Annotated in this window: 18 protein-coding genes; 13 read left to right on the top strand and 5 right to left on the bottom strand. The window is 70.6% G+C overall.

Annotation, left to right across the window (positions count from 1 at the left end; genetic code table 11):
- Complete coding sequence (locus WIS52_RS19480; protein ID WP_349299732.1) at window positions 1-1,536, bottom strand: acyl-CoA carboxylase subunit beta; 1,536 nt, start codon at window positions 1,534-1,536, stop codon at window positions 1-3.
- Window positions 1,537-1,617: 81 nt separating this feature from the next.
- On the opposite strand from WIS52_RS19480, the gene WIS52_RS19485 reads away from it, so the two are divergent.
- The 11 genes from WIS52_RS19485 to WIS52_RS19535 all read left to right on the top strand — a co-directional run bounded on the left by WIS52_RS19485 (window position 1,618) and on the right by WIS52_RS19535 (window position 14,794).
- Window positions 1,618-2,235 (top strand): TetR/AcrR family transcriptional regulator, encoded by a 618-nt coding sequence (locus tag WIS52_RS19485; RefSeq protein ID WP_349299733.1) that lies wholly within the window; start codon window positions 1,618-1,620, stop codon window positions 2,233-2,235.
- The gene (locus tag WIS52_RS19490; RefSeq protein WP_349299734.1) at window positions 2,232-5,435 is read left to right on the top strand and encodes an acetyl-CoA carboxylase family protein; all 3,204 of its coding nucleotides are present in this window, start codon (window positions 2,232-2,234) and stop codon (window positions 5,433-5,435) included. Before WIS52_RS19485 ends, WIS52_RS19490 begins: the two co-directional genes overlap by 4 nt.
- Before the next feature lie 96 nt (window positions 5,436-5,531).
- Entirely contained in the window at window positions 5,532-6,509 is a 978-nt protein-coding gene (locus tag WIS52_RS19495) for a TetR family transcriptional regulator (RefSeq protein ID WP_349299735.1), read from the top strand.
- Between the two features lie 258 nt (window positions 6,510-6,767).
- Complete coding sequence (locus WIS52_RS19500; RefSeq protein WP_349299955.1) at window positions 6,768-7,955, top strand: ABC transporter substrate-binding protein; 1,188 nt, start codon at window positions 6,768-6,770, stop codon at window positions 7,953-7,955.
- A 28-nt stretch (window positions 7,956-7,983) separates the two neighbouring features.
- The gene (locus tag WIS52_RS19505; RefSeq protein ID WP_349299736.1) at window positions 7,984-8,865 is read left to right on the top strand and encodes a branched-chain amino acid ABC transporter permease; all 882 of its coding nucleotides are present in this window, start codon (window positions 7,984-7,986) and stop codon (window positions 8,863-8,865) included.
- Between the two features lie 152 nt (window positions 8,866-9,017).
- Window positions 9,018-9,956 carry a branched-chain amino acid ABC transporter permease gene (locus WIS52_RS19510; protein ID WP_349299737.1) on the top strand — a complete coding sequence of 313 codons (939 nt, stop codon included), beginning with the start codon at window positions 9,018-9,020 and terminating at the stop codon, window positions 9,954-9,956.
- Entirely contained in the window at window positions 9,953-10,693 is a 741-nt protein-coding gene (locus WIS52_RS19515; RefSeq protein ID WP_349299738.1) for an ABC transporter ATP-binding protein, read from the top strand. The genes WIS52_RS19510 and WIS52_RS19515 overlap by 4 nt, the downstream gene beginning before the upstream one ends.
- Window positions 10,680-11,396 carry an ABC transporter ATP-binding protein gene (locus tag WIS52_RS19520; RefSeq protein WP_349299739.1) on the top strand — a complete coding sequence of 239 codons (717 nt, stop codon included), beginning with the start codon at window positions 10,680-10,682 and terminating at the stop codon, window positions 11,394-11,396. Before WIS52_RS19515 ends, WIS52_RS19520 begins: the two co-directional genes overlap by 14 nt.
- 55 nt (window positions 11,397-11,451) lie before the next feature.
- Complete coding sequence (locus WIS52_RS19525; RefSeq protein ID WP_349299740.1) at window positions 11,452-12,405, top strand: LLM class flavin-dependent oxidoreductase; 954 nt, start codon at window positions 11,452-11,454, stop codon at window positions 12,403-12,405.
- Window positions 12,402-13,199 (top strand): crotonase/enoyl-CoA hydratase family protein, encoded by a 798-nt coding sequence (locus WIS52_RS19530; RefSeq protein WP_349299741.1) that lies wholly within the window; start codon window positions 12,402-12,404, stop codon window positions 13,197-13,199. The genes WIS52_RS19525 and WIS52_RS19530 overlap by 4 nt, the downstream gene beginning before the upstream one ends.
- The gene (locus WIS52_RS19535; protein ID WP_349299742.1) at window positions 13,196-14,794 is read left to right on the top strand and encodes an AMP-binding protein; all 1,599 of its coding nucleotides are present in this window, start codon (window positions 13,196-13,198) and stop codon (window positions 14,792-14,794) included. Before WIS52_RS19530 ends, WIS52_RS19535 begins: the two co-directional genes overlap by 4 nt.
- Window positions 14,795-15,387: 593 nt before the next feature.
- Here the strand turns inward: WIS52_RS19535 and WIS52_RS19540 are convergent.
- From WIS52_RS19540 to WIS52_RS19550, 3 genes are all read right to left on the bottom strand, one after another.
- A complete protein-coding gene (locus WIS52_RS19540; protein WP_349299743.1) occupies window positions 15,388-16,311 on the bottom strand; it encodes an AEC family transporter in 924 nt (307 codons plus the stop codon).
- Window positions 16,312-16,347: 36 nt separating this feature from the next.
- Complete coding sequence (locus WIS52_RS19545) at window positions 16,348-16,920, bottom strand: peroxidase-related enzyme (protein ID WP_349299744.1); 573 nt, start codon at window positions 16,918-16,920, stop codon at window positions 16,348-16,350.
- A 136-nt stretch (window positions 16,921-17,056) separates the two neighbouring features.
- Entirely contained in the window at window positions 17,057-17,950 is an 894-nt protein-coding gene (locus WIS52_RS19550; protein WP_349299745.1) for a LysR family transcriptional regulator, read from the bottom strand.
- A gap of 296 nt (window positions 17,951-18,246) precedes the next feature.
- On the opposite strand from WIS52_RS19550, the gene WIS52_RS19555 reads away from it, so the two are divergent.
- Complete coding sequence (locus WIS52_RS19555) at window positions 18,247-19,143, top strand: TetR family transcriptional regulator (RefSeq protein ID WP_349299746.1); 897 nt, start codon at window positions 18,247-18,249, stop codon at window positions 19,141-19,143.
- A gap of 33 nt (window positions 19,144-19,176) precedes the next feature.
- On the opposite strand, the gene WIS52_RS19560 is transcribed toward WIS52_RS19555, so the two are convergent.
- On the bottom strand, window positions 19,177-20,337 hold the full coding sequence (locus tag WIS52_RS19560; RefSeq protein WP_349299747.1) for a serine hydrolase domain-containing protein: 1,161 nt from the start codon (window positions 20,335-20,337) through the stop codon (window positions 19,177-19,179).
- Window positions 20,338-20,585: 248 nt separating this feature from the next.
- Here WIS52_RS19560 and WIS52_RS19565 point away from each other — a divergent pair, with 248 nt between their 5' ends.
- Complete coding sequence (locus tag WIS52_RS19565) at window positions 20,586-22,775, top strand: glycoside hydrolase family 3 protein (RefSeq protein WP_349299748.1); 2,190 nt, start codon at window positions 20,586-20,588, stop codon at window positions 22,773-22,775.
- The last annotated feature ends 14 nt before the right edge of the window (window positions 22,776-22,789 follow it).

A 22,789-nucleotide genomic window follows, 5' to 3' on the forward strand; every position in this document is an offset into this window, starting at 1 on the left:
TCAGATCGGGGAGATCCCGTGCCGCTTGGTCACGGCCGCCGCGGTCCGCCGCTGCGGGGCGCGGGACAGCGCGTCGATCAGCGCGGACCGAGTCTCGGCCGGCTCGACGACATCGTCGACACCGAATCCCTGTGCGGCGAGGATTGGATCCACCCGCTGCCGGAACCCGCTCACCAGCTCCGCGCGCCGGGCTGCCGGGTCAGGGGCCGCCGCGATGTCGCGTCGGTAGGCCACGTCGACCGCGCCGTCCACCGACATCGCGCAGATCTCCGCGGTCGGCCAGGCCAAAGCCAGGTCGGCGGAGAAGCTCCGGCCGCCGCACATCGCGATGTAGGCGGCGCCGTAGCCCTTGCGCAGAACCACGCTGAACCGGGGCACGGTGGCCTGACCCAGCTCGAACAGCAGCCGTCCGCTGCGCCGGGCAAGCTGGGTACGGGCCGATTCGGAGCCCACGAGAAAGCCGGGAACGTCGATCAGGAACAACAGGGGGACGCCGAACGCGTCGCAGACCGACACGAAGTGTGCGGCCTTCTCGCACGCCGGGCTGTCGAGCGACCCGCCCAGGTGCAGGGGCTGATTCGCCACCACGCCGACGGGACGGCCGTCCAACCGCACCAACGCGGTGACCACGTTGGGCGCGTGCTCGGCCCTGAGTTCGAACACGGTGTCCGCGTCGGCCAGTGCGCCCACCACGTCGCGCACGTCGTAGGCGGTCGCGGCGCCCTCGGGCATCACGCCACCGGGGTCGGTCACGGGGGCGCGCGGCTCGTCCAACGGCAGCTCCTGGTCCGCCCGCGAGGGCAGGAATCCCAGATACACACGCAGCGAGTCGAGCGCCTCCGCCTCGGTGTCCACGGCCAGGTCCGCAACACCCAAGCGGGCCTGCACATCGGCGCCGCCGAGCTCCTCGGAGGAAATGCGCTCACCAGTGGCCGCTCGGACCAAGGCAGGTCCTGCGATCCCCATAGTCGCGGTCCCGCGAACCATCACAACGAAGTCGGCAAGTGCCGCGAAGTTCGACGGGCCGGCGAAGCCCGGGCCGAGCATGGCCGCAACCACGGGGACAAACCCGGACAATTCCACCATCTGCTGGAACACAGTGAAACCGTGGGCGAAGTGATGGCTGTCGAGCCCTTCCTGGATCCGGTGGCCTCCGCCGTCGAGCAGCATCACCAGCGGGGTTCCGTCGCGCATGGCGCGCTCGCAGCAGCGAGCGACCTTGAGACCGCCGATAGTGCCGTTGCTTCCGCCGTAGACGGTGAAGTCGAACGACATGACCACCACCGGGCGCCCGTCTACCTGTCCGGTGCCGGTGACAACACCATCGGCCGGCGCGTGCAGCTGCTCCTCGCCCGGTGCGCTGCGCACCGCGTCGACCAGGCCGCCGAACTCGCGGAACGTACCCTCGTCCAGCAAATGCGTGATGCGTTCGCGCGCCGAATCCTTGCCCAGCGCGTGCTGGCGGGCGATCGCGTCGGCGCGCGCGTCGTCAAGAGCTGCGGCGCGCCGCCTTCGCAGCTCGTCGACCGGCGTCATGACCACAGGGACTCCTCTCCGAGACGGATTGACAGTAGTGTCAATCCCGGTCGGACAGCAATGCTACGAAGGGATCGGCTCATGAACGCCGCTGGCAGGCAGCCATGGAGCACACGTACGGCCCACGACCGGTCCGACAGCGCCACCCATGCCGCGGTGCTCGACGCGGCCGCCGCTTCGTTCGCCGAGCAGGGCTATAAGCAGTCCTCTATCGCCGGCATCGCCGAACGTGCCGGCGTCTCGCGGGCCACGTTCTACGTGTACTTCTCGTCGCGTGAGGAGGTCTTCCGAGCGCTGACGGAGCGCGTGCGCGACGAACTTGCCGAGGTACAGCGCGCCGCGGGCCGTTCCGGTGACCCGCGCACCGTGGTGGATATCGCGATCCGCGCCGCGGTGCGCGTGTACGCCCGCCACGCCCGCTTCATCACCGTCATGCAGCATCAGGCCCTCACCGATCCCGATGTGGCCCTGCTGTGGGACGAAGTGCAGGCGGCGCCGTCGCGGGTCAACGCGGGCTTCATCGAGATGCTGCGCCGCGAGCACGGTGCCCGGCCCGCCGCGCCCCCCTCGACGGTGGCCGAGACGGTCGCGGCCGCCCTCGTGCACCTCAGCGGCCGGGCGAGTGACCTCGACCGGCTCGCCGACGAGCTCGTCGCGGTCTACCTGCGCCTCGTCGGGCTGCCGGAGGAGAACCGATGACCACACTGCTCGTCGCCAACCGTGGAGAGATCGCTGTCCGCATCCTCGCCACGGCGTCCCTGCGTGGGCTTCGCACGATCGCGGTGTACCCGGCCGACGATGCAGACAGCGCGCACGTCGCCGCCGCCGACGAGGCCGTGTTGCTTCCCGGCGCAGGGCCGGCCGCCTACCTCGATGTCGCCGCCGTGGTGGAAGCGGCCCGCTCCACCGCAAGTGACCTGCTCCACCCCGGCTATGGATTCCTCGCCGAGAGCGCCGCGCTGGCCGCGGCGTGCGCCGCGGCGCATGTGCACTTCGTCGGGCCCTCCCGCGAGGCTCTGCAACTGTTCGGGGACAAGACCGCCGCCCGCGACCGGGCCCGGACGCTCGGAATCCCGGTGCTGGAGGGCACGGCCGCGCCGACCGGGTTACGCACGGCGCAGATGTTCCTCGCTGGGTTGGGGCCCACCGGTGCGGTGATGGTCAAGGCGGTGGCGGGTGGCGGCGGGCGAGGAACGCGGCCGGTTAGGGAGGCGGACGATCTGCCCGAGGCGATGCGCAGGTGTTCGGCCGAGGCAGAAGCCGCTTTCGGTGACGGAGCGCTCTACGTCGAACAGCTGCTCAGTCCTGCGCGGCACGTCGAGGTTCAGGTACTGGCGGACGGCAGCGGGACCCCTGTGGTGCTGGGTGACCGGGACTGCTCACTGCAGCGTCGCCGCCAAAAGCTGGTGGAGATCGCACCGGCACCCGGCCTCAGCGCGCCGCTGCGCTCGCAGTTGCACGCCGCCGCAGCCCGGTTGGTCGCAGCGGTTCCCTATCGCGGGTTGGCGACGGTCGAGTTCCTCGTCGGCAGCGATGCGTTTGCCTTTCTCGAGGTGAACCCCCGGCTGCAGGTCGAGCACACAGTCACTGAGGAGGTCACTGGGCTGGACCTGGTCGGGCTGGCACTCGACGTCGCCGGGGGAGCGACGCTGGCCGAGCTGGGCGTGGTTGCGCCACCTGCCGATCGGGGCGTCGCTGTCCAGGTGCGGGTGAACGCCGAGTTGCTGCGACCGGACGGGAGCGTCGAGCCGGGCGCCGGGATCCTGCACCGGTTCGCGCTGCCCGCGGGGCGGGGGGTCCGCGTCGACACTGCCGGCTATCCTGGGTACCGGATCGGGCCCCGCTACGATTCCCTTCTCGCCAAGGTCGTCGTGACGGGAGCGGACCTCGGTGAGGCGACGGCGCGCGCGCAACGTGCGCTGGCTGCGTTCGACATCGATGGCGTCCCGACGACGATCGGCCCGCTCCAGGCGCTGCTGACCGACCTCGCCGACTCCGCAGTGCTGGACATCGGGTATGTCGACGCCCATCTCGACCGGCTGGCGAATGCCGTGCCGTACCACGTGATCCGCCGCGTCGCACCGTCGGACGCGACGTTGGCCGATGCCGATGCGGCCGTGGCGGACGAACCGGTCATGGAGGGGGCGAGCGCGGTCGCCGCGCCCCAGGCCGGAGTCGTCGTCGCGGTCATGGCCGAGCCGGGGGACGACCTGCCCGCGGGCGCCGAGCTGATGGTGCTCGAGGCGATGAAGATGCACCACGCCGTGATCGTTCCTGGCGGTGGCCGGGTTGAGCAGGTGCGGGTTGCGGTGGGTGACACGGTGGAGCAGGGGGTGGTGCTAGCCGTGTTGTCCGGCACGGGGGCGCCGGACGAGAACCCTCCCGGCGCAGGCGCCGATCCCGACCACATCCGCACCGATCTCGCCGAGGTGCTCGAGCGGCGCGGCGCGGTGCGGGACGAAGGGCGCGCCTGCGCCGTCGAGCGGCGGCGGGAAGCGCGGCGCAACACGGCCCGGGAGAACGTGTCGGGCCTGGTCGACCCGGGCAGCCTGGTGGAATACGGAGCTCTGACCATCGCCGCCCAGCGGCGGCGGCGCGAGCTCGCCGACCTGATCCACCGCACCCCGGCCGACGGTCTGATCACCGCGACGGCCACGGTCGGAGGCGCCCCGGTCGCGGTGATGGCATACGACTACACCGTGCTCGCCGGCACACAGGGCGTGCACAACCACCGCAAGACGGACCGCTTGCTCGCCATCGCCGACGAGCGCCGACTGCCGCTGGTCGTGTTCGCCGAGGGCGGCGGCGGGCGGCCGGGTGACACCGACACATCCGCGGTCGCCCAGCTCGACGTACCGACCTTCCGGACCGCCGCGCGGTTGGCCGGCCGGGTACCCACTCTCGCTGTCGTATCCGGATACTGTTTCGCCGGCAACGCGGCGCTGGCCGGGGTCTGCGACGTCATCATCGGCACGGAGGGCAGCAGCCTGGGCATGGGCGGCCCGGCGATGATCGAGGGTGGCGGACTGGGGGTGGTCGCGCCAAACGAGGTGGGACCGATGGCGGTGCAGACCGCCAACGGAGTGGTCGACCTGCTCGTGCCTGACGACGCTGCTGCGGTGGCTGCGGCGCGCTCCTACTTGTCCTACTTCACCGGGCCGCACGATCCCGGACCGGCCGCCGACCAGCGGCTCCTGCGCCACATGGTGCCAGAGAATCGGGTGCGCGCCTACGCGGTGCGTCCGGTGCTGGAAACGATGTTCGACACCGACACCGTTCTGGAGCTGCGCGCCGGCTTCGGCCGAGGGATGGTCACCGCACTGGCCCGGCTGGGGGGACGCCCTGTCGGTGTGCTCGCCAACGATCCGGGCCACCTCGGTGGAGCCATCGACGGCGACGCCGCCGACAAGGCGACCCGGTTCCTGCGCATGTGTCAGGCCCGCGGACTGGCCGTGGTCACGCTGTGCGACACACCCGGCTTCATGGTCGGCCCCGAAGCCGAGCGCGACGGCGCCGTACGCCGCTTCGGCGAGTTCTTCGTCGCCGGTGCGCACCTCACTGTGCCACTCGTTACCGTCGTGTTACGGAAGGCGTACGGGCTGGGGGCGATGGCGATGGCCGGCGGCTCGGTGCACACGCCCGACCTGACCGTCGCATGGCCGACCGGAGAGTTCGGCGGCATGGGGCTGGAGGGCGCGGTGCGGTTGGGCTTCCGGAGGGAGCTCGAGGCGATCGAGAACCCCGTGGCCCGGCGGCAGCGCTTTGAGGAGCTGGTCGCCGACTACTACGACCGCGGCCGGGCCCTGTCCGTGGCGACCGTCTTCGAACTGGACGACGTGATCGACCCGGCCGACACAAGGAAGGTGCTCACCCAGATCCTGGCCGTTGTGGCCCGCTGAGACCGTCCAGCGAAGCCGATCGCTGTTCAGTTTTGCTGAACACTCCGCGACGTTGCGGCGTCGGGCCGGACGTGCCTTCTCGACTATCGTGACGGGATGGCGCCTCCCGGTGTGCCCCCCGTAGAGCTATCGGGACCCGACGTCGCCGACAACTCTCGGATCGGCCGACGCATACGCCAGGCGCGCGTGCGCAGCGGGATCTCGTTGCGCACGCTCGCCGAGCGGCTCGGGGTCAGCCCGGCGACGATGAGCCAGGTCGAAACGGGCAAGACCGGACTAAGCGTGCGACGTCTGGCCCGCATCGCCGAGGCCCTCGATGTCGCCGTCGGGGACTTGGTCCCGGCCCCGGCCCGGTCCATCTCATCGACGCCGATACGTCCCGTGCCGGGGCCCGGTCCCGACGCGGCACATCTGCGCAAGCGGGCCGATACCATCGCCCGCGTCCTGGCGGGGATCGGGCCGAACTGGCGCGCCTACCAGCCGCTGCACCTGGACCCCGTCCTGCGCGCCGCTCTGGCGGTCTTCGCCGAGCGCGGTTACCACGGCTGCTCGATGCGCGACATCGCCGCCGCCGCAGACATGTCAGTGCCCGGGCTGTACCACCACTACCCGAGCAAGCAGGAGATGCTGGTGGTGCTCCTCGACGTCGCGGGTGCGGAGTCGTTCCGGCGGGCAGAACTCGCACGGGACGCCGGGCCTGGGGATACGGAGCCGGCCACCGCGCGGTTCTGCAGGCTGGTGGAATCACTCGCGTTGTACAACACCCATCGCCTGGACTTCGCCAGGGTCGGTGTCGCCGAGCGGCGCAGTCTCGCGCCGGAGAACCGCGAGCGCCTGACCCAGGTCCGTCGGCGTATCCAGAGCCTCCTCGAGACCGAGATACGGGCCGGCGTCGCGACGGGTGAGTTCGCCACGGCTGCGCCCGGCGACGCCGCACGGGCAGTCGCGATGCTGTGCACAGGTCTGTCCAACTGGTTCCGGCCTGGTGGTCCCATCGCTGCGGAGGACGTGGCCCACACCTACACCGGCTTCGCCCTCGGTCTCGTGCGGATCAGCGACACCCCGGTCCGGTAGCTCCCTGATCTGCCAGGTCGGCACCGTCGAATCCGACCAGCCTTGACACTTGTGTCAACGCCTGTTGTGATATGCCCCATCCCACCGAGTGATCACTCGGGACGCTGGCCTCAACACTGGGGTCCAGGGGTCGCGAGGCGGTCGATCGCGGCTGTTCGGGCGCTGTGGTCGAGCACGTGGACCACACCTGGACGAGCGGCACCTCAACCGTCCGACGAGATGCAGTCGCAGAGAAGCGAAGGACAGCAGATGCAGAGGATGCACCGCATCGTGGCGGTACTCGGCGTCGCAGCCCTGGCCGCGGCCGGGTGCGCCGGCGGCGAGGGCAGCGACGGCGAAGGATCCGTCATCCGGATCGCCGGGCTCATGCCCCTCACCGGACCCACCGCCGACACCTACGGAGCGTCGATGGTGGCGAGCATCGAGGCCGCGTTCGACGATGTGAATGCCGAGGGCGGCGTCGAGGTTGCCGGTGAGCGGCACCCGATCGAGTTCCGCGTGTTCGACGACCAGTGCAAGCCGGAGGCGAGTCAGTCCGCCGCGCAGAGCGCACTCGATGAGGACTACGAGATCTTTATCGGTCCGATCTGCTCCGGGGCGGCGTCCGCCGTGCAGCCGACCATGGCTCGCTCAGAGGCGTTCTGGGCCATTTCGGTGGCTGTCGACGGGCCGACCCAGCTGCCCAACGTCTTCCGCACCATGCCGCGGATCGGGGCCTACACCGATGCGACGGTCGGATGGCTCGCCGAACACCCGGAGTTCCAGCGCATCGCGATCATCACCGACCAGAACCACACCGGGCTGGTCGCCGCGACCGACGGTCTCGTCGAGGGCATCGAGGGTCTCGGCCGCGAGATCGTCGCCAACCAGCAGTACCAGTCCGGCGACACCGACTTCCGCGCGCCGGTCACCGAGGTCATCGCGGCCGACGCTGACCTGTACCTCCAGCGGGCTTATCCCGCGGAAGCCGCGCTGCTGCTGCAGCAGACCCGCGAGCTCGGCGGCCGGATGCCGGTGATGTGGAACGCCGGGCTCACCAACGACAACGTGGAGAGCCTGGTGCCCGACCTGTCGCTGATGGATGGCGTCTACCAAGCCGCTCCGCTGTTCAGTCTCGACACCTTCCTCGCCGATGGGGATCCCCTCGCGGAGGAGGTCGCAGAGTCCGTAGGAGACCGGGCGGGCACCTACACCGCACAAGGCCACGACCTCGCCACGATCGTGCTCGCGGCGCTCTCGCGCTCCGAGGACACGACCCCGGAGGCGGTGCAGGCGGCCATGACCGACCTGCAGGCGAGCGAGCTCGAGGGACGCACGCTCAACGACTACCGGCCCTTCGATGACGGCCGCCTCTTCCGCGAACGCGAGGTCGGTCTGCAGGCGGCCGTCGCGAGCTGGGAGCAGGGCACGGGCTGGGTCGCTGTCCCGGCCGGTCCCTCGTCCTGATCCCCGTACGCCACGGAGGCGACCGACGATGGACGTACTACTGCAGCAGATCACGAACGCACTGGTGCTCGGCGGCGCCTATGTCCTCGTGGCACTGGGCCTGTTCCTGATCTTCAGCGTGCTCGACATCCCCAACTTCGCCCACGGCGAGATGTTCGCGGCCGGGGCGTACATACAGTTCCTCTTCTCGGTCCAGATCGGGCTGCCCTTCGTGGTCGGTCTGATTCTCGCGATCACGATCACGGCCGGGCTCGGTGTGGTCCTCGAGCGGCTGGTCTTCCGCCGGCTGCAGGGGGTCGGCCTCTTTCCGGTGCTCATCGCGTCACTGGCGCTGGGCATCGTGCTCCAGCAGGTCATCGCCCTGATCTGGGGCACAAGTCCGGTGACCGTGCCACCCCCCGTGGAGGGGGTGACCGCGTTGGGGCCCGTGCTGATCTCGAACTACCGGCTCCTCGTGGTCGCTGTCGTGCTCGTGGCCGCGGCGGGCACCGCGTGGCTGGTGTACCGGTCGGCATTCGGCAAGCAGCTGCGGGCACTGGCGCAGAACCGGCCGCTGGCCGAGCTGTCCGGGGTCCGGGTGGCCCGGGTGGGCACGCTGACCTTTGCCATCGGGTCGGCGCTGGCAGGGCTCGCGGGCGGGTTGCTCGCTGCTGCCGGTCCGATGAACCCCTACATGGGGTTCCATCCGATGCTCGTCGCCTTCGTCGTCCTGGTCGTAATGGGCGCAGGCGGTCGGCTGTCCGCTGCGGTGACGGGCGGCCTGACCGTCGCGATCGTGGAGACACTGACCGCGGGCTACGTGTCCAACGCCTTGCGGCTGGCGGTCGTCTTCGTCGCCCTCGTCGCATTCCTCGTGTGGCGTCCGGAGGGCGCCATCCGGCAGGCTTCGGCAGAAAGGGCTCGACTGTGAGCACGGGAGACGCGAAGACCGGATCACGCCCCGCCGTCCCCGCCGCGGAAGCGGGACGTGCCACGCCGTCTGCCGTGGCGGCCCGGGCCCGCCCGGGGATGCCGTTGTGGCTACGTATCGCCCTCACCGTCGCCGTTCCTGCGGTGGCCGCGATGGTCGCGCCAGAGTTGCGGAACTCGACCGTTCACCTGATCACCGAGATCAGCATCTGGGCGTGTGTCGCGGTGAGCTTGCACCTCGTTGTCGGCTACGCCGGCCAGCTGAGCCTGGCGAGCGGGGCGTTCCTCGCGCTGGGCGCCTACATCGGAGCCCGCGCGACCGGATTCTGGGGCTGGCCGGGACTGCTGACGATCGCTGTCGCAGCGGTCGTGGCCGCGTTGCTCGCCCTGCTCATCGCGCTGGTTATCTTCCGGGCCCGGGGGCTGTACTTCGCGCTGCTCACAGCCGGGATCTCGCTCGTCGCCCACGGCGTGATCGTCAATTGGTCGTCGGTCACCGGTGGAGCGGGCGGGATGTCCACCGGCGGTCCGCTGGCCGACGGTGGTCTCCCGGGCGCGCTCACCCTGGGACCGGTCGCGATCGAATCCGCAGACGACTACCTGGTCGCGGCGGTCGGGTTCCTGGCCGTGCTCGTGCTGGGACTGTCCGTGCTCATGCGACGCCGTGTAGGCGAGTCCTGGAAGGCCATCCGCGAGGACGACGTGCTCGCCGCTTCCGTCGGTGTCGACGTCGTGCGGCAGAAGCAGGCGGTGTTCGTCCTGTCCAGCGTGCTCATCACCCTGTCCGGGGTGCTCTACGCCCACTGGATCGGCTTCGTCAGTCCAGAATCGTTCACTTTCGCCCACGCCGCCTTCGAACCTATCGCCATGATCATGATCGGCGGTCTGGGCACGGTCGCCGGACCGATCGTGGGCGCCGCCGTGGTCGCCGGGCTACCGGAGATGCTGCGCGATGCCGAGCACTACTCCGTGCTCGTCTACGGAGTGTTGCTGCTCGCCGTCGTCATGGTCGCCCCGCGCGGGATCGTCGGCCTTGTCACGACAGGTCTGGCGGCGGTCCGCCGGCGGCTGCGTCGAGGGGAGAACTCGTGAGCACCACGACAACGATCGCCGCGCCGCTGCTGGCCGCTGAGGACGTTGAGGTCCGCTTCGGGGGCCTGACGGCGCTCAGCGGGGTTTCGCTGCAGGTGCCCGCGGGCGCCTCGGTCGGGTTGATCGGACCGAACGGCGCCGGCAAGAGCACACTCATCAACGTGCTGTCCGGCATGGCGGCACCGACCGCCGGGCGCGTGCTGTGGCGGGGCAGTCCGCCGAGACAGTGGCGGCTGGGGGCCGCGACCCGGCTCGGTGTGGCCCGCACATTCCAGGCAACGCGGGTCTTCCGCGAGTTCAGCGTCCTGGAGAACGTACGGATCGCTGCGCTGCACGCACGCCGGTCCGTCGATCCCGCCGAGATCCTCGACTCACTCGACCTGGACCATCGACACCACACGCTCGCCGCCGAACTGCCCTTCGGCGAGGCCCGGCGACTCGGTGTCGCCCTGGCTCTCGCCACCGCGCCCGAAGTGCTTCTGCTCGACGAGCCCGGTGCCGGTCTCACCGGCCGGGACCTGGACGCCCTGGGAGCTGCCATCCGCGGAATATGCGCGGGGGGAGTGGCCGTGCTGCTGGTCGATCACAACATGCGCTTCGTGATGGGCGCCGTCGACCGCGTCGTCGTGCTGGAGGGCGGCCGGGTCATCGCCGATGACACTCCGGCGGTGGTCCAGGCCGATGAGCGGGTCAGGGGCGCGTACCTGGGACGGAGGTCCGGCGATGCTGGAAGTTGAGGGTCTGTGGGTTGGCTACGGCGATCGCGACGTGCTGCGCGACGTCTCGTTCTCCGTCGGCGGCAGCGAGGTCGTCGCCGTGCTGGGCACCAACGGGGCGGGGAAGAGTACGCTGCTGAACTGCCTCGCCGGACTGATAGCTCCGGCTGCGGGCGCGATCCGCTTTCGGGGGGAGGACATCACCGGTCGCCCGGCGTGGTCGCGTCCGGCCTCGGGCATGGCGCTGGTGCCCGAAGGTCAGCAGTCCTTCCCGGCCATGACGGTGCAGGAGAATCTCTGGGTCGGCGGCCGAGTCTCGGCTGCCGTCGCGTCCCGATATGCGCAGAACCTCGATCGGGTCTTCGACCTCTTTCCCCGGCTCGCCGAGCGGCGCGACCAGGCGGCGGGGACGCTGTCGGGCGGTGAACGTCAGATGCTGGCTGTGGGCCGTGCGCTGGTCGCCGAACCCGCGCTGCTGATGCTGGACGAACCGTCGCACGGCCTCGCGCCACTGGTCATCGAGCGGATCGCGGACATGGTCGACCTCATCGCCGAGACCACGGCCCTGCTGGTCGTGGAGCAGAACCTGCTCATCCCCAGCCAGTGCGCCACCCGGGTTCTCGTGCTGGAGGAGTCGCGGATCGTGAGCTCGGGAGCTGCGGCCGAAGTGCTCGCCTCCGATCTGGTCGCTGCGACCTATCTCGGCACCGAGACAGGCCGGTGACCACGGTGCGCCGGCCCGGGTACCGCAGCGCGTCCACCATTGAACAGGGAGATCAGTGAACGACACCGACCCTCCACCCGCTCGAACTTCTGCGCCGACCTCGCCGGTCGAGATCGGAGTTCGCCTGCCGACATCGGATCCGTTCGGCACGGGTGCGTTTCCCGTGGTCGACACGGCGACCCGGGCGGACGCGGCGGGTCTCGACGCGGTCTGGATCGGCGATCACCTGTCCTTTCACGCGCCAATGCTCGATTCCCTCGTCACCCTGGGAGCGGTCGCTGCGTCCACCACCCGTACCCGGGTGGGTCTCGCGGTGCTGCTGGCGGCGCTGCGCGAGCCGGTCGCACTGGCCAAGCAGCTCGCAACCCTCCAGATCCTCTCCGGCGGTCGCCTGCAGCTCGGCATCGGGGTCGGCGGCGAGAATCCGGCCGAGTGGGCTGCGGCAGGCGTCCCGACCACCGAACGCGGTCGCCGCACCGATGTCCTGCTCGACGCCCTGCCCGACTTGTTGGCCGGCCGCCCCGTCGACCTGCCTCCGCCCTACGACCGCTCGGTGCCCGCCCTGACCCCGGCCGTCGCCGCGCCGCGCCTGCTCATCGGTGGGCGCAGCGACGCCGCCCTGCGCCGCACCGTGCGCCACGACGCGGATTGGCTCGCGATTTGGGCGAGCGCGGACCGCGTGCGCCGTGCACGCGAGCGCCTCGACGAGCTGGCGGTGGGCGCACGTCGCCCGCGGGTAGTGCTTGACGTGTTCGTCGCGCCCGGCGCGACCGCCGAGGACCGGACCGAGGGCGAGCAGTTCCTCGCGCGTACCTACGGAGCCGCGGCCGCCCCGGCCGTGGCCCGCCACCTGCTCGACGGCTCCCCGGACGCGGTGGCGACCGCACTCACGGTGCTGCATGTTGCCGGCGCCGACGCGTTCGTGCTCACCCCGGCGGCTCTGGATCCACTGCGGGCACTCGACCACGTCGCGGCCGTCGTGGGCCGGACCCGGGAGGTGCTGCCGTGAACCCGGTCCTCGTGGAGCGTCGGGGCGCGACGCTGCTGATCACCCTCAACCGCCCGGAGTCCCGCAACGCCATCGACGCAGACGTGTCCGCGGGAATCGGTGCCGCCTTGACCACTCTCGACGAGGATCCCGGCTTGCGTGTCGGCGTGCTCACCGGCACTGGAACTGCGTTCTGCGCCGGCGCGGATCTCAAGGAGGTGCTCGCCGGCCGCGCCCTGGATGACCCCGAGCACCCGGAGTGGGGACTGGGCGGACTCACCCGCCGTACCGTTGCGTCCCCGCTCATCGCCGCGGTTAACGGCCCGGCGCTGGGTGGAGGCACGGAGCTGGCGCTGGCGTGCGACCTCGTCGTCATGGCCGACGACGCAGTTCTGGGGCTGCCCGAGCCGCGCCGGGGCCTCATCGCCGGTGCGGGCGGGCTGCTGCGGCTGGGCCGCCAGCTCCCTCCGAAGGTCGCTGCCGAGATCGTTCTCACCGCGGCGTCCCTGCCGGCGTCGGAGGCGTACCGCCTCGGCCTGGTGAACCGCGTCGTCCCTCGCGAGGAGGTGGTGGACACCGCTCTCGCTCTGGCCGCGGAGATCGCCGAGAATGCCCCGCTCGCCGTGACGACGTCCAAACGGCTGCTCGGCCTCAGCACGGACGGCGACGAGGACCAAGACGCACTGTGGCGGTGCAACGACGCCGCAGTGGCCACCATCCTGGCCAGCGCGGACGCCGCCGAGGGGACCACGGCCTTCGTGCAACGACGCCGCCCGCGGTGGTCCGAGGGCGCGCGAGAAGAGGAGAACCCGTGACCGGCATTCCCCCACTTCACGAGCGCACGCTCGGTGCGGCTTTCGACCGTGTGCTCGCCGTCCGTCCCGATGACGAGGCCCAGGCCGATGAGGCTGGTCGTTACACCTTCGCCCAGGTCCACGACCGCTCGCTGCTGCTGGCCGGCGGTACCAGCCGGCTCGGTGTGGGGCGGGGCGATCCGCTCGCGTTCATGCTCGACAACCATCTCGACGCAGTGCATCTGTGGTTCGGTCTCAACCTGACGGGCGCGATCGAGGTGCCGATCAACACCGCCTACAAGGGCGCGTTCCTCACCCACATCCTCAATGACTCCGGCGTCCGGGTCCTGGTTCTCGAGGAGCGCTACTGCGAACGTGTCGCCCGGGTCCTGCCGGACCTGCTGCACCTCGATACCGTCGTGGTGCGCGGTGGTGACGGCGCCGCACTGACGACATCCCGGCTGCGGGTGCTGCGGTTCGAGGAGCTGTCCGCCGGGGCGCCGGCGCCCCGCGTGGACGTGCGGCCCGACGAGGTGATGGCCTACATGTACACCTCTGGCACCACGGGTTTGTCCAAGGGCGTCGAGGTCACCCAGGCGCACGGCTACACCTACGGCTCGCGCGAGGATTCCGCACGTCCGCATGACCGTGACCGGATCCTCGTCGTGCTGCCTACGTTCCACTTCGCCGCCCAGGGCTTCGGGATCTACCAGGCCCTTGTCGCACAAGCATTCGTCTACGTCGCCCCGGGCTTCTCCGTTCGTGGTTTCTGGCCCCTGGTGCGCCGGGAGCGGATCACGGTGGCGACGATGCTCGGGGCCATCTCCGAGCTGCTTCAGCAGCAGGCGCCTCGGCCGGACGACGCCGACAACCCCCTGGAACTGGCGATCATGGCCCCATTGGCCAGTGACCTCGACTCTTTCCGGACGCGGTTCGGTGTCGAGGTGGTGGCGGTATACGGGATGACCGAGACCGGCTGTGTGATGGTCTCCGAGCCCGATGAGGTGGTTCCCGGCGAAGCGGGGCGGGCCCGGGGCAACTACGACCTGAGACTCGTGGACAACGCGGGACAGGACGTCCCCGATGGCACGACCGGCGAACTCCTCGTCCGGCCGCACGTGCCGCACACCGTCATGGTTGCCTACCACAACCTGCCGGAGAAGACGGCCGAGACGCTAAGGGCTGGCTGGGTGCACACAGGTGACGCCTTCATCCGCGCGACCAACGGACACTACCGGTTCGTCGACAGGATCAAGGACGCGCTGCGCCGGCGCGGTGAGAATATCTCGAGCTTCGAGGTGGAGGCTGCGATCAACCAGTTCCCCGACGTCTACGAGAGTGCGGTCGTCGGCGTCCCGTCGCCGGAGTTCAACGAGGACGAGGTGAAGGCGGTGATCGTACTGCGAGCCGGCGCCATCCCGGACCCGGTGGGACTGACGCAATTCCTCGTCGACCGACTGCCTTACTTCATGGTCCCGCGCTTCCTCCAGTTCATCCCGGAGCTTCCGAAGACCCCGACGATGAAGGTGCAGAAGAACCAGCTTCGCGACATCGGAGCCGAGGCCGCCGTCTGGGACAGGGAGGCCGCGGGGATTACGGTGACCCGGCACAGCTGAGGTCCGTGTCGGCGCGGTCGCAGGGCACACCCACCCACGTGCCGGTGGCCGCGACCGGCAGGCATGACCCCACTGCCGCCGATCGCTCCAGCGGTTGGACTGACCCACTTGGTCTGCCTGGCCACAACCATTACGTGCGCGTCGGCACCTGCGATCACGCCGTCGACCGACGGGCGATCGGCCGGCTCGTCGAGCTCACGGCATCGAGGGCTCGATTCTGGTGCTCTGTGAAAGAGCATCGGTTGCCGAGCTCGAACGCGGTCCGGCCAAACACCGTGTTCACCGACCCGGACCACATCGCCACCGCACACCAGCTGCACGTGGCCCTGGCCGAGCAACGCCGAGCACAGGAGCAAGCCCAGCAGGCTGGGACACGCCGCCACGGAGACGGACATTCGGTCCCGATCCGCGCCCCTCCCGACCACGACGCCCTGTTCGACGTCGACAGGTCCCACCAACTCTGTCGATCGCGGTCGGTCCGACGGCCGTGGCCGCACCGGAAGCGAGCACTTCGTGAACGCTATGACAACGACCAGATCGGCACCGGCCGAAGGGCTGCCCTCGCAGCTGACCTAGCCCAATCCTTCCCATCCCTACACCGCAAGGGTGACGGCTAGGACAGCCGGTACTGTCGCCAGACCGCCGACTGTCTGCATGGCGATGATGGCGGCCATCAGCGGCGCGTCCCCTCCGAGCCGCCGGGCGAGCAGGTACGAGGACGACGCGGTGGGAAGCGTCAGGAACAGCATCGCGGCTAGCAGCCCGTCGGACTCGAGGCCCGCCCACGGCGCCAGGAGCAGCCCGGCAGCGGGCAGCGCGACGAACTTCGTCGTCGAGGCGACCGCGACGGGAACGGTCCACGTGCGCCGCGCGGTGAACCGTCGTAGCGCAGCGCCGACGCACATCAGGCCCAGCGGCATGGAGGCGGCCCCGAGCGCCTGTGCGGTGGCGGCGACGCCCGCGGGAAGGGCGGCTCCGGACACGTGGACCGCGACGCCCGCGACGCACGCGAAGATCAGGGGGTTCGTCGCGACTTGGCGCAGGGTCGCGCGCGCCGAGAGTGGTTCGCCCCCGCAGCGGGCGAAGACCAGCACGGACAGCACGTTGACGGTGGGCACGAGGATGCCGTTGCACAGCGCGGCGTAAGCCACGCCGTCGCTACCGAGCAGCCCGGTTGCCAGCGTCACCCCGATGTAGTTGTTGAAGCGGACGCCGCCCTGGAACACGGAGGTGAACGCCGCTCCGTCGCGGACCAGCAGCCGACCGAGGGCGACCAACGGCATCGCGACGGCCAGGGTGGATCCGAGGAGCACGACGGCGAGGCCGGAGACCGGCAGCTCCCCGAGCCGTGCGGTCGCCAGCCCGTGGAAGAACAGCGCGGGCAGCAGGACGCCGTAGCAGAGGTTCTCCGCGCCGGACCAGAAGTCGTCCCGGTCCGGCGCCCGGCGACGCAGCACCCACCCGAGGCCGAGCAGGGCGACGACCGGGACCAGCGCGTTCACGACCGACGTGGTCATGACGATGCCTCTCGCGTCGACCACGCCTGTGGTGGGTCAGCGACCCAGGGTGAAGAACTCCTCGTTCGGCTGCAGCGCGAACAGGTGCGCGAGGCGGTTCGAGGCGGCGAAGAAGGCGGTGATGGCACCGATGTCCCAGATCTCGTCGTCGGTGAGGCCCGCGTCGCGTGCGTCGTCGAGTGCCTGGTCGGTCACGGCGGCGGGGGTCTGTGCCACGAGCAGGGCGAGATCGACGATCGCCCGCCAGCGCGGGTCGAGGCCACAGGAGTGCGGGTTGGTGGCGACGTGCTCGGCGAGCTGTGGATCGCCGCTGCGCACCCGCAGGATCGCGCCGTGTGCGACCACGCAGTAGACACAGTCATTCCTCCCCGAGGTCGCCACGACGACCAACTCGCGCTCGGCCCTGGACAGGCCCTCGTCGGAGTTCATTAGCGCGTCGTGATAGTCGAGGAAGGCACGGAGCTCATCGGGGCGTCTGCCCAGTGCGCGGAAGATGTTGGGGGTGAAGCCGGACTTCTCCACCGGTCCGGCGAGGCGCTGTCGTAGGTCCTCGGGGAGATCGCTGATCTCGACGGCGCCGAAACGGCTGATCGGGCTCGATATGTGCATGGTGACCTCATCGTCTGCTTCCAGGGTGACCGACGCTTCCCTACAACACCGGTGACTGCCGCGATCCTCGACCGTGGCTGTCGGTTCTCCTAGACCTGACTGGCGAAGGGGGACTTCGGCGGCGCCGAAGCCGGGATCAGGACGGCCGGTCGACCGCCGCCGCGGCGCGGAGGTGCGCCACCAGGCCCCCGGCGCCGGCGCCGGCGTTCGTCGCCGTACGCACGGTCAGGACCCGGTGCGCCCACGGGTCGCTCAGCTCCCGCACCACCAGGCCCAGCGCGGGGTCGACGACGTGTCGGGGAACCACCGCCAGTCCCACGCCGGCCGCGACGAGCGCCGTAACCGTGCCGAGGTCGACCGCGCGAGCGCGGAACCGGGGGAGCGGGGCGCGGTCCCCGAGACGGGTGACCAGCGTGCGGTGCAGTGAGGAGTCCTCGGTCAGCCCGACCATCGGGTGTTCGGCGATCTCGGCGAACGCGAGGGGGCGACGGACCCGGGCCAGCACGCCGTCGGGTGCTCCGACGGCCACCAGCGAGTCGTCACCGAGCAGGTCGTCACCGTCGGCCGTTCCCACCAGGCCGGCGATCACGACGGCGACGTCCGCACCGCCCTCGGTCAGCATCCGAGCGGACTCGGTGCTGCTGCGCTCCTCGGCTACAACGTCAACGTCGGGACACTCCCGGAGGAAGGAGATCATCGCTCGTGGAACGAGCCGGGCCATGGCCGACGCCCCGGCGAGCAGGACGAGGCGGTGGCCCGCCGGGCGCGTGGCGGCCGCGACGGCGTCGTCGAGCAGCCGGAGGTCTTCGACGACGTCACGGGCGTGGCGGGCGAAGATCAGCCCCGCCGCTGTGGGCCGCACCCCGCGCCTGCCCCGGACGAGCAGCGCCGTGCCGGCCCGCCGCTCAAGCTCGCGGATGCGCGCGCTCGCCGACGGCAGGCTCAACGGGACGCGAGCGGCTCCCGCGGTGATCGACCCCTCATCGACGACCGCGACGAATAGCCTGAGGTCGAGCAGGTCGGAGAGCACGGCAGGAGCCTAGATGCCGTGTCCGCGAGCCTCGTCCCGGAACCCGTGCCGATAGCCGCCAGACCTCGGTCGCATCGACGTGCTGGCACGCCGGGACCTCAGAGCCGATCCGGTCGCCGAGGCGCTGGGCTCCGTCGTCTTCCCCGGGCTGGACAGGGAGGTCGCGGGGATCACAGTGACCCGGCACAGCTGAGGTCGGTGTCGGGGCGCGTGCCCCAGCGGGCGGGCGCGCATGCCATCGTGTCGGGGGCGCGACCCCACCCACAGCGGTCGCACCGGGGAGCCAGGAGGACGACGTGGTCGACGCCGGGCCGCCCGGTGCGAGGGTCGGACCCTACGTGCGCAACGCCAGAGTCGCCCGAGGTGTGGGGCTCCGTGCGCTGGCCGGCCAGATCGGGGTCAGCCCCGCCACGCTGAGTCAGATCGAGCACGGCCGTACCCGTTTGACGGTGGAGCGGCTCGACACCATCGCCGCCGCGCTCGGGATACCGGCCGCCGACATCCTGGAGGGCCGTACCCGCTCCATCGCACCGTCCCGGGCGAGCAGACCGGATCCGCACGGGAGCTGGCGGATCTACGAACCACTCGACCTCGGCCCGGTCCTCGATGCCGCGCGCGCTGAGTTCCTCGAGGTCGGCTACCACGCCGCGACGATGCGCCGGATCGCCGCACGCTGCGGCATGGCCGTCAGCGGGTTGTACCACCACCATTCGGGCAAGCAGCAGATGCTCCGAGCGCTGGTCGAGTACGCCATGACCGATCTGGACCGACGGGCGGTGGCGGCGCGGGCGGAGGGGGCGGACCCGGTGAGCCGTTTTTGTCTGCTGGTGGAGAACCTGGCGCTCTACCACACCCATCGCAGTGAGCTTGCGTTCATCGGCGACAGCGAGATGCGTAGCTTCACCGACGCCAACCGCAGACATGTCGCGATCATGCGCACCCGTCAGCAGCGAAGGGTCGACCACGAGGTGGAGGCCGCCACGGCTGCGGGCCGGTTCCGCCATGACCACCCGCGTGAGGCGGCCCGTGCGGTCGTCACGATGTGCACTTCCTTGGCCGCCTGGTACCGCCATTCCGGCCGTTATGGGCCCGAGGAGATCGCCCGGCAGTATGTCGGCTTCGGCATCGACCTGATGACCGGGACCAGCGCGCCCTTCCCTGCTCCCGGCACTACGGGACCACGGGATCCGTGACCGGGCCAGCGGCCGGGTACGGCCGCAACCGGGTCAGCCGCGCAACTCGGCGTGGCATCGCCGCACCGTGCGGGCGAGGTCCATGCCGCGCTCGTCGGCGCCGCCGGGGGTGGTCATGCGACGCGGCACGTAGCCGTACGCGAGATCGTGCCACGGGTCGGCGACGCCGAGTGCCCCACCGGCCCCGTCGTGGCCGAACGCCTGGTGACTGCCGATGCGAAGTCGATCGTCGGGCTTCTGGAAGATGATGCCGTAACGGACAGGCAGGCCGAGGACGATGTCGGGTCCGGCGGCCTGGATCTGCGAGACCGCGGCGACGGTCTCCGGCGACAGCAGTCGCGGTGCGCCGTCGACCTCACCGATGCACGACGCGTAGAGCCGAGCCAGGCCGCGCGCGGATCCGACACCCCCTGCGGACGACTGACCGGCCGCGCGTCCCCGGCGAACGTTCGGGATCAGCACGTCGAGCGGCGCGCTCACCGCCAGGTTGAACGCCATGCCGGACAGCGTGTCGCCGTCCGCCCGCAGCGGTGAGCTCCGCATGGCGAGGGCCTGCTCGGGCGTCGGGCGCTGAGGGAGCACATCGAGTACGCGGGGTTCGTGGTCGTCCGGTGTCGCGATGAAGAAGTCGATGTCGCGGGGTGCTCCGATCTCCTCGTCGAAGAAGCGGGCGACGGTCCGGCCGTCCAGTCGCCGCACCAGCTCATCTGCCAGCGTCCCGATCGTGAGACCGTGGTAACCGTGCGCGGTGCCGGGGTACCAGTGCGGCACCTGGACGGCGAGGCGGGTGGCGAGATACTCGTGGTCGAACACCTGCTCCAGGGTCAGTTGCGGTTCGACCCCTGGCAGGCCGGCCTGGTGAGACAAGGCGGTCCGCACGGTGATCGTGGCCTTCCCACCCTGTGCGAACTCCGGCCAGTATCGGCTGACGGGCTCGTCCAGATCGAGGAGTCCACGCTCGAGCAGCAGCGCGACGCACACCGCGGCGGCGCCCTTGGTGGCGGAGAAGACGCCCTGGACTGCGTGCTCGCCGGTGCCCGATCCACCCCAGAGGTCGACGACGCACCGGCCGCCGACATAGGCGCAGAACTGCGCGGAGTAGTCGTGGTCCTCGTCGATCAACCCGGCCAGCTGCTCGCGTACTGCGGCGTACCCCGGCGAGACGACACCGTGCACGCCACCGCGGCCGGTCATGTCCGTGCCTGTCCGCAGGTTCGAGCCGGTGGTCGGCGGCGCCCCTTCCCGGCGAGCTGACGGCAGCGGGGCGGACGGACAACGGTGAGGAGCACGATCGACAGTTTAGCTTGAAAACTGACCGAGTGATAGGTTGGAATTGGGTTCGGCCGGGCTCCAGCGACGGCTTCGACCATGCCGCGCGACGCTGCTACGTGTGGGCGGAGATCCGGCGGATCGACCCATGCATTCGACCGTCAGGAGCTCACGTGACCGACCCCGTCTGTTCGCCAGGCACACCGTTCGCCGCCGTCGTGGACGCTGTTCGCACCGGCGAGCAGGATCTCGACCAGGCCGTGGACTCCCTGGTCGCGAGGATGACGGACGAACAGCTGCTGTGGCTGCTCGACGGCGACATCCCGATCGGCAAGGGACTGCCGGGAATGATGGAGCGCTTCCGCAGGGTCCCCCACGAGGGCGGCCGGATCGATCGGCTCGGCATCCCCGGCATGCGTTTCACCGACGGTCCGCGCGGTGTCGTCTTGCAGCGCTCGACGTGTTTCCCGGTGCCCGTCTCCCGGGCCGCCACCTTCGATGTGGGTCTCGAGCAGGCCGTCGGTGACGCGATCGGCGCAGAGGCCAGGGCACACGGCGCGAACCTGTTCGGGGGGATCTGCGTCAATCTGGCTCCGATCCCAGGCTGGGGACGCTCGCAGGAGTCCTACGGCGACGACCCGTTGCTCCTCGGTGAGATGGGCGCCGCGCTCGCCCGTGGAGTGCATCCCTGGGCGATGTCCACCGTGAAGCACTTCGCCCTCAACTCGATGGAGGAAGCACGATTCGTCCTCGATGTGCGTGTCGACGAGGCCACCCTGCGGGAGGTGTACTTACCGCACTTCCGCGCCGTCGTGGAGGCGGGGGCGGACTCGGTCATGACCGCCTACAACTCGGTCAACGGGGCATGGGCGGGTGAGAACAGGAGCCTGCTCGCCGACGTGCTGCGCAGGGACTGGAAGTTTCCGGGTTTCGTCCAGACAGACTGGGTCTGGGGGCTGAGGCATCCGGTCGAGTCGGTCCTGGCCGGGCAGGATCTTGAGATGCCGTTCCGTCAGCAGCGCGCCGCCGCGCTTCCGGCGGCGCTGCGCGACGGCCGGCTGACCCGTTCCGACATCGCGCGTCCTGCGGCACGCCTGCTGCGCGCCCAGGTGCGGTTCGCGCTCCGCGCACGAGCCACTCCCGCACTCGATGTCGTCGCCTCGCCCCGGCACCGCGACCTTGCCCGTACGGCTGCGCATCGCGGTTCGGTGCTGTTACGCAACGAGTCCGTCGCCGGTTCGCCATTGCTCCCCTTGGACGCGGCCGCGCTGGGGCGCGTCGCCGTCCTCGGTCGGCTGGCCGATCAGCCCAACCTGGGTGACAACGGCTCGTCCGCGGTCACCCCGCCGTCGACCTCTTCGGTCCTCGACGGCCTTCGGGAGCGGCTCGGCGACCGTGTGGTCCGTGTCGACCCAACGCACCCCGCCTCCCCGCGCCCAAACGATTCCTACCTCGGCGCCGCGGCGGCCGCGGCAGCCGATGCTGACGCCGCCGTGGTCGTCGTCGGCTTCACCAGATACGACGAGGGGGAGTCGCTCATCGCCCTCGACGCCGACGCACGGCAGTTGATGGGCGGGCACCTGCGGTTCCGCCCGATCGCCGCGCTCTCGAGTGCGCTGGCCCGGCTCGCCGGACGCCGCCGTCCGAGTCGCGGCGGCGACCGCCACGACCTGCACCTCAAGGAAGACGACGTGCGCCTGATCCGCGCTGTCGCCGCCGCGAACCCCCGAACTGTCGTCATCGTCATCGCGGGCGGCACCGTGATGCCCGATCCCTGGGACGACGACGTGGCCGCGATCCTGATGGCGTGGTACCCGGGGATGGAGGGTGGCCGCGCGATCGCCGACATGCTCCTGGGAGAAGCCGAGCCCGGCGGCCGGCTGCCGGCCGCGATCCCACTGCGTCGCGAGGACCTGCCCACGGTGGACTGGCACTCCCGCCGGGTGACCTATCCACGCTGGTGGGGTCAGCGCAAGCTGGATCGCGATCGCGTTGCGGCTGCGTACCCGTTCGGCTTCGGTCTCGGATACACCTCCTTCGAGGCCGGGTCGGTGTCGATCGGTCCGGTCGACCACGACCGGTTCTCCGCCGTCGTGACTCTCACCAACACCGGCACTCGTCCGGGCCGCCACATCGTCCAGGTGTACGCCACCGCAGCCGATGAGGACAGCCGAGAACTCGTCGGATTCCGGCCCGTCCAGGCGGACCCGGCGGAGCAGGTCCAGGTCACCGTCGATTGCTCGTTGCGACCGCTGCAGCGCTGGACCGGCGTCGGACTCCGGGATCCCCGCGGGCGGGTTCGGATCGAGGCCGGCTCGTGGTGGGGAGATCCCGCCGGCGTGACCGCGGAGCTGGAACTCTGACGGGTGCGGGACCG

The organism is Pseudonocardia nematodicida (assembly GCF_040105385.1).
Classification (GTDB): domain Bacteria; phylum Actinomycetota; class Actinomycetes; order Mycobacteriales; family Pseudonocardiaceae; genus Pseudonocardia; species Pseudonocardia nematodicida.

What these genes read in the sequence shown, in the direction of transcription:
- WIS52_RS19480 (WP_349299732.1), bottom strand. Translation starts at nt 1,536, where the DNA reads ATGACGCCGGTCGACGAGCTGCGAAGGCGGCGCGCCGCAGCTCTTGAC.
- WIS52_RS19485 (WP_349299733.1), top strand. Translation starts at nt 1,618, where the DNA reads ATGAACGCCGCTGGCAGGCAGCCATGGAGCACACGTACGGCCCACGAC.
- WIS52_RS19490 (WP_349299734.1), top strand. Translation starts at nt 2,232, where the DNA reads ATGACCACACTGCTCGTCGCCAACCGTGGAGAGATCGCTGTCCGCATC.
- WIS52_RS19495 (WP_349299735.1), top strand. Translation starts at nt 5,532, where the DNA reads ATGGCGCCTCCCGGTGTGCCCCCCGTAGAGCTATCGGGACCCGACGTC.
- WIS52_RS19500 (WP_349299955.1), top strand. Translation starts at nt 6,768, where the DNA reads ATGCACCGCATCGTGGCGGTACTCGGCGTCGCAGCCCTGGCCGCGGCC.
- WIS52_RS19505 (WP_349299736.1), top strand. Translation starts at nt 7,984, where the DNA reads ATGGACGTACTACTGCAGCAGATCACGAACGCACTGGTGCTCGGCGGC.
- WIS52_RS19510 (WP_349299737.1), top strand. Translation starts at nt 9,018, where the DNA reads ATGGTCGCGCCAGAGTTGCGGAACTCGACCGTTCACCTGATCACCGAG.
- WIS52_RS19520 (WP_349299739.1), top strand. Translation starts at nt 10,680, where the DNA reads ATGCTGGAAGTTGAGGGTCTGTGGGTTGGCTACGGCGATCGCGACGTG.
- WIS52_RS19540 (WP_349299743.1), bottom strand. Translation starts at nt 16,311, where the DNA reads ATGACCACGTCGGTCGTGAACGCGCTGGTCCCGGTCGTCGCCCTGCTC.
- WIS52_RS19545 (WP_349299744.1), bottom strand. Translation starts at nt 16,920, where the DNA reads ATGCACATATCGAGCCCGATCAGCCGTTTCGGCGCCGTCGAGATCAGC.
- WIS52_RS19560 (WP_349299747.1), bottom strand. Translation starts at nt 20,337, where the DNA reads ATGACCGGCCGCGGTGGCGTGCACGGTGTCGTCTCGCCGGGGTACGCC.